General features: G+C 67.1%; 4 protein-coding genes. 1 reads left to right on the top strand and 3 read right to left on the bottom strand.

Going from position 1 to position 6269, the window contains the following annotated elements:
• Window positions 1-824: 824 nt before the first annotated feature.
• Window positions 825-2252 carry a DUF7059 domain-containing protein gene (locus E1261_RS42405; RefSeq protein WP_132415596.1) on the top strand — a complete coding sequence of 476 codons (1428 nt, stop codon included), beginning with the start codon at window positions 825-827 and terminating at the stop codon, window positions 2250-2252.
• On the opposite strand, the gene E1261_RS42400 is transcribed toward E1261_RS42405, so the two are convergent.
• From E1261_RS42400 to E1261_RS42390, 3 genes are all read right to left on the bottom strand, one after another.
• Window positions 2246-3808: a GGDEF domain-containing protein gene (locus E1261_RS42400; RefSeq protein ID WP_132415594.1), complete on the bottom strand. Its 1563-nt coding sequence runs from the start codon at window positions 3806-3808 to the stop codon at window positions 2246-2248. The genes E1261_RS42405 and E1261_RS42400 overlap by 7 nt on opposite strands.
• Window positions 3809-3818: 10 nt before the next feature.
• Window positions 3819-5378, bottom strand: coding sequence for a GGDEF domain-containing protein (locus E1261_RS42395; RefSeq protein ID WP_132415592.1), 1560 nt, complete (start codon window positions 5376-5378; stop codon window positions 3819-3821).
• Between the two features lie 165 nt (window positions 5379-5543).
• Window positions 5544-6269 (bottom strand): type 1 periplasmic-binding domain-containing protein (locus E1261_RS42390; protein ID WP_238176790.1); only part of this gene is annotated, 726 nt, incomplete at its 5' end.

Below are 6269 nucleotides of genomic sequence, written 5' to 3'. Positions count from 1 at the left end.
GTCCATTTGAGGGGAGATCCCCTGAGGTTGCCCCTTCTCTGCTCAAAATTTGAGGGGAGAAGGGGTCACTTCAGCGGATATCCATCGAGCCGGTTGCCCCTTTGAATTTGAGGGGCCACCCGGTCCCGCCACAACGTCCGAAAGATCGGAGAGCCGGTCTCCGGCTGTTCGGACGTTAGCCACGGCTCCTGGTTAACGTCCGAAAGATCGGAGAGCCGGTCTCCGGTCGTTCGGACGTTAGGGGAATCTGCGCCGAACGGGTCGCCCGAATCCCCTTCCCCAAACCGGTTTGGGGAGGATCCGCGACCGATTCGGGGGGTGGATCCTCCCCAGATCCCCTCGCGGACGATGCCCGCGCTCCCCAGACCGGTTTGGGGAGGAACATGGGCCGGCCGAATATCCACCCAGCCGCAGGCAACGAGTCACTTGTCAGGCGACGGAACCTCAACTTCCCCAGCCATAGCCCGGCAACCGCGGCTTCACCTCACCTGGGGCTGACGGGCTGTGGCTGAGGTGCGTGATGCCTGCGGTTCTGCGTTAGTCGGCAATTTTTGGGTCGTATATGACCATTTCTCTCCGACTAACGCACCTCGACCGCCCCGGGGCCCGAGATCGTACCTTGAGCACCCACCATCCATCTGGCGCGCCGCCGAAACGGTCGAACCGTGCTCAAGGTCGACCGGCCAGCTCACCTTGAGCACCCCTCAACCACGTCCGGCCCGCGCAGATGGTTGACCCGTGCTCAACGTCGTACCGGCTCGCGCACGGTTGACCCGCGCTCAACGTCGTACCGGCTCGGGCAGGTGGGGTGGGAGGATAGGCGGGTGGAGCTGACGGGGAGTGTGGTGGAAGGGCTGCGGGCGGCGTTTGCGGCTGCGGGGTACACGGTGGAGGGTGTGGCCGAGCGGCTCGGCGTGCAGGCTAATGGGGCTTTGGCGCGGAACGAGACGACGCTGGCGGTACGGCGTACTGGTGGTGGCGACGCGCTGGACACGATGATCCGGTTGTTCCTGCTGCAGCAGGTTGTGCCGAAAGAGCTTGTGGATAAGGCTTTTCCGGGGATCGACCTGGTTGCGCTCGGCATCGTCTCGGGGGACCGGGCGGTGCTCGACATCCGGCCGTTTGCGGAGGATGAGCAGCAGTGGTGGGTGATCGCGGATCTGACGCCGGGGCTCGACGGGCGGCGGGAGCCGATGCGCGACGACTACGTGCTCGGGATCGCGCCGGCCAGCCTCAGCCTCGTTCACCTGACCGTCCCGATCAAGGCTGAACGTGCCCTCGACATCGGCACCGGCTGCGGCATTCAGACGCTGCATCTCGCGAACCGCGTCAACCAGCTCGTCGCGACCGACGTCAACCCGCGCGCGCTCGAGCTTGCTAAAGCAACAGCCGCGCTGAACCGGATCGACCTGGACGTCCGCACCGGCAGCCTCTTCGAACCAGTCGCCGGCGAACGCTTCGACCTCATCATCAGCAACCCGCCGTACGTGATCTCCCCACCGGACTCACAGCTCACCTACCGCGAGACCTCGTTCGCCGGCGACAGGCTGGTCCAGCAGCTCGTGCAGCAAGCCCCACAGCACCTGACCGACGGTGGCTGGTGCCAGCTGCTCGCCAACTGGACCTGCGTCCGCGGAGAGGACTGGCGCGACCGCCTCGCCACCTGGACCGGCGACCGCTCCGCCTGGGCCGTGCAGCGCGAGCAGCTCGACCCCTCCGAGTACGTCGAGCTGTGGCTGCGGGACGCCGGTCTGCACGGCACACCGGCGTACCCGAGCCGGTACGACGAGTGGATGCGCTGGCTGGAAGACCAGCAGGTCGAGGCGATCGGCATGGGCTGGATCACCGTGCACAACGTGGCCGGTGCGCTCGACGCCGAGGAGTGGCCGTACGAGATCGAGCGTCCGATCGGACCGCACGTACTGCGTCGTTTCGAACGCCAGGAAGGGCTTCCGGCCGATCTGACCGGTCTGCACCTGGTTGTTGCCGACGACGTGATCCAAGAGACCACCGGGCAGCCGGGCGCCGAGGACCCAGCCACCATCGTGCTGCGGCGCCAGCGCGGTATGCGGCGAGCCGAGCAGGTGGACACCGTCATGGCCGGCTTCGTCGGTGCGTGTGACGGCGAGCTGAATGTCGGCCAGATCCTGGCTGCGCTGGCTGACCTCCTGGACCGGCAGCTGGTCGACGTACTGACCGAGTACCTGCCGCAGATCCGGCGTCTGCTGGTTGAAGGCTTCTTGGACTACTGATCGCGCCGACGCCGCTTCTCGGCGTACATGCGTTGATCTGCAACAGTCATCAGCTCATTGACCGGCGTACCGTCCGTGCTGGTCGCCTGCCCGATGCTGAGCCGCAGCATCGCGAACCACGGCTCCACCGCGACCGCAGCCACCCGCTCAGCCGCCGCCTTGATCCGGTCGACCAGCTCCCGCGCACCGCGCTCGTCCGGGTTGTCCAGTACGACGACGAACTCGTCACCGCCCGCCCGAGCCACCACGTCCTCCGCGCGGCTCTGCTCACGCAGTAGGTGCCCGACGCGACGCAGTACCTCGTCACCGCACGCATGTCCGTAGCTGTCGTTGATGATCTTCAGGTTGTCCACGTCGATCGCCAGCACCGCAATCGACCGGCCAGCGTCGTGCGCAACGGACATGCGCTCGTCCAGTGCACGCCGATTGCCCACTCCGGTCAGTGGGTCCTCCCGTGCGGCTCGCCACTCCGCGTCATGCCGGATCGAGAGCTCATGGTTCGCCAGTGCGCTCCGTACGGCGTACAGACCGCGCAGCCGCTCGGCCCACCAGCCTCTGGAGATCGCCCGCGCGTACTGGAGTCCGGTCACCGCTCCGGAATCGCCTGTCTCCGCAGCGATCTGCACTGCCGTGTGCCGAACCAGAGCCTCCACTGGCGGATCAGATGTCGGTGGCAGGTCACTCCCAGCCCGCTGTGCGGCCTCAACGGCGTCGTCGAGTCGCCCTGCCACGGCGTACGAGCGAGCGAGGTAAGTACCTGCAATAGCAGCCAGCTCCAGATCACCTAGCTTGGCCAGCTGGTCCCTGCAGTCCTTGAGGATGACCGCCGCCTCATCCGCATCCGTCCTGTCATCGCTAGCGGCCAGCCACATCCGCCCGGCGATCGGCCAGTAGCCAAGCAGATCCGCCCCGACGATCACAACGACCGCCTCACCCGCCCAGTGATGCGCAGCCTGCCGCCGTACGCGGATCTCGTCCTCGTACGACGTGTCGCCCAGCCGCTCGAGCTCGTGCGCCCAGCGCAGGTTGGACTCCGCCAGATTCAGCCGGTTGATCGCCGGCGCTTCGGCCAGCCCGAGCGGAACGTGATCGCCGTCCGCGGCCAGCTCGAAGTGCGGAATGCAGAGCTCGTACAGCCGAAGCAGGTCGTAGGCGTAGCCGAGCCCGGTGTGCGCCCACCCGGCCAGCCCAAGATCGCGAGTGCGTGAGAGCGCGTTCTCGGCCGCGACCAGGTCGGCGACCGAGTCACCGCCCTCACCGGTACGGATCAGCGTGACGATCCGGATCGCGATCGCATTGGCTTCCCAGCCTGGCTCGTCGATCGCCCGGGCGACCCGGATACAGCCGTCGACAGCGTCCAGCGCCTCGACCGCATCGGTCGCGTGATGCGCGGCCACCGCCCGCACGTACTCCGCGGCGGCTCGCTCGTGGCTGGGCTCGGACCCGAGCTCCACGAGCAAGCGATTGATTTCCAGCCCGGCTTCCGCCGGGTTCCCGGACTGTGCCCGGGTCATCGCCGCCGCGATCCGCGCCGTCACCCCCGACGTCTCGCGCACCGGATCTCCTTCACTGCCTCACTTTGTGCCCGCGCTTGTCGTCGTACAACCGCCGGTCGGCGGTGGCCACCAGGTGGTCCACACCGACACCTTCCGCCGTTGCGGCGTACCCGATACTGAGTCCCAGCTGCCGCAACCACGGCTGGTCCGCCGTCGCCGCGATCGCCGCGACCGCGATCCGGATCCGCATCGCCAGCTGGGCGCCACCCTTGGCATCCGGCTGGTCCAGTACGACGAAGAACTCGTCGCCTCCCGATCGAATCACGGCATCGGTCGCTCGGGCCTGTTCTACCAGGAGATTGGCAACAACCTGCAGCAACTGGTCTCCGCAGGCGTGCCCGTGAGTGTCGTTGACGACCTTCAGGTCATCGACATCGATGGCCAGCAAGGTGACCGCGCGCCCGGAATCCCGGGCCGCCGTCAACCGCTCGTCGAGCGCCCGCCGATTCCCCACACCGGTCAGCGGATCCTGCCGCGCCGCGTGCCACTCCGCATCGTGCCGCGCGGAAAGATCGTGGCTGGTAAGCGCATGCCGTACGGCGTTCAGCGCCCGCTGCCGTTCTTTCCACCAGCCCCGCGCCACCGACCGCGCATACTCCAACCCTGCAAGGGCTCCCGGCTCATCACTCGCCGCCGCAAGCTCCGACCGCGTCTGCAACACCAGCAGATGCGTCGACGGATCCACCAGCGGAATCAGATCCGCGGCCGCTCGATCAGCCGCCGCCCGAGCCTCATCCGGATCACCCTTGGCAGCCCAGGCCCGAGCCAGATAAGCCCCCGCGATCGCCAGCCGCTCCGTCTCGCCCAGCTTGCTGATCTCGTCGCGGCACTCGCTCAACTCCTTCACCGCAACCGCCGGATCCGACTCAGCCGCCGCGGCCGCAACCCACAGCCGCGCGCTCAACCGCCAGTACTCCTGGCTCTCGTCATCGACGATCACCCGCTCGGCCTCACGCGCCCAGTACGCCGCCGACGCCAGCCGCTCGCGAATCTCCTGCCCGTACGACGGATCGCCCAGCCGCTCGAGCTCATGCGCCCAGCGCAGATACGTCTCGGCCAGGTTCAGCCGGTCGATCGCGGTCGACTCCGCCAGCTCGAACACGTCGTCTTCCAGCTGCGCCGCCCGCTCGTAATGCGGAATGCACAGTTCGAAAAGTCGCAGAACGTCGTACGCATAACCCAACCCGGTATGCGCCCACGCGATCAGACCGGGATCCCGCGTCCGGCTCAATGCCTGCTCGGCCGCCACCAGATCGTTGACCGTATCGCCGCCACGCCCGCTGCGCGCGAGATTGATGATCCGGATCGGCAACGCGTTCGCTTCCCAGCCAGGCTCGTCGATCGCCTTCGCGACCGCCATCAACGCATCCACCGCCCGCAACGCCTCGTCCGCGTTACTCGCATGATGTGCGGTCACCCCGCGCACATACTCGACGGCAGCCAACTGATAGCTCGGCACATCGCCCAGCTCAGCCTTCAGCAACTCGACCTCAGCCGCCGCCGTCGCATGCCCGCCGGACTGGGCCGCCGTCATGGCAGCAGCGATCCGGGCGGTCAGCGCACCACTCATCGCCACTCGCCCATCACCGCCCCCTAATCACCACACCCAAACCGGACCGCCCATTCTGGCCACCCATCCTGCCCCCTGTCACGCCCTGAACCAGCCACCGGCCACTTAGTGCCACAAATTCCGCACAACGGGTAATACTTGGGCAAAGTTTTCCTCCCGGATGTCTCAACCGGTATGCAAAATGCGAGCGTGCGCCGGATTCGCCGGGTCCAACTCGGCTACCTGGATCGCCGGCCACATCCACTGCCAGACGCCTTGGCTGCGAGCCAACGTGATCTCCCCGCGACTCCCCTCGACCGAAACCCCCGACCAGTCGCCGTCCCTGCGGAGCAGCTCATTCAGCACGGCGATCGCGTCGTACCCCTCAAAGGCAACAAACGAAGCGTCGTCCCCCAGCGCTGCTCGAACCCGCGCCCCGAGCGGGCTCAATTCCCCAGGCAGATAACGCAGAAACGGGATGCCCGCGAGGCCCACCCACTCCGGTTGCCCCGCCGGCGCGCCAACCAACACTCCCGCCAGCCGCGCATCCCGCCGTACCGCCTCGACAATCGGCACCCCTGGCACCGGTGTACCCACCAAGAGCAGTAACGCGGTCGCCCCGCACTCGGCCAGTTCGTCACACACCGGACCAGGCTCGACCGAGCTCAGCACAACAACGCTCAGATACTTGCGCAGCACCTCAACCCCAGCCGCCCAATACACACTCGGCTGCATCACGACAGCAACCTGCTCGTGTCCCACGCTCAGCAGGTACTCCGCAAACACCCGCCACCCCCGAGACTGCACCGGCGCAATCCGAGCCACCCAATCCGTAGGCCCGTTCACCAACTCGTCAATCACCGCCGACGAACACACGTAAGGCACCCCCACCTCCGCCGCCCGCCCAGCAAC

The sequence above is a fragment of the Kribbella albertanoniae genome, from assembly GCF_004348455.1.
In the GTDB taxonomy this organism is placed as follows: domain Bacteria; phylum Actinomycetota; class Actinomycetes; order Propionibacteriales; family Kribbellaceae; genus Kribbella; species Kribbella albertanoniae.
The sequence above is the reverse complement of the archived record's forward strand: the minus strand, read 5'-3'. Positions and strand labels throughout refer to the sequence as shown.

Coding starts and splice junctions, on each gene's coding strand:
- E1261_RS42395 (WP_132415592.1), bottom strand. CDS start 5,378: ATGAGTGGTGCGCTGACCGCCCGGATCGCTGCTGCCATGACGGCGGCC.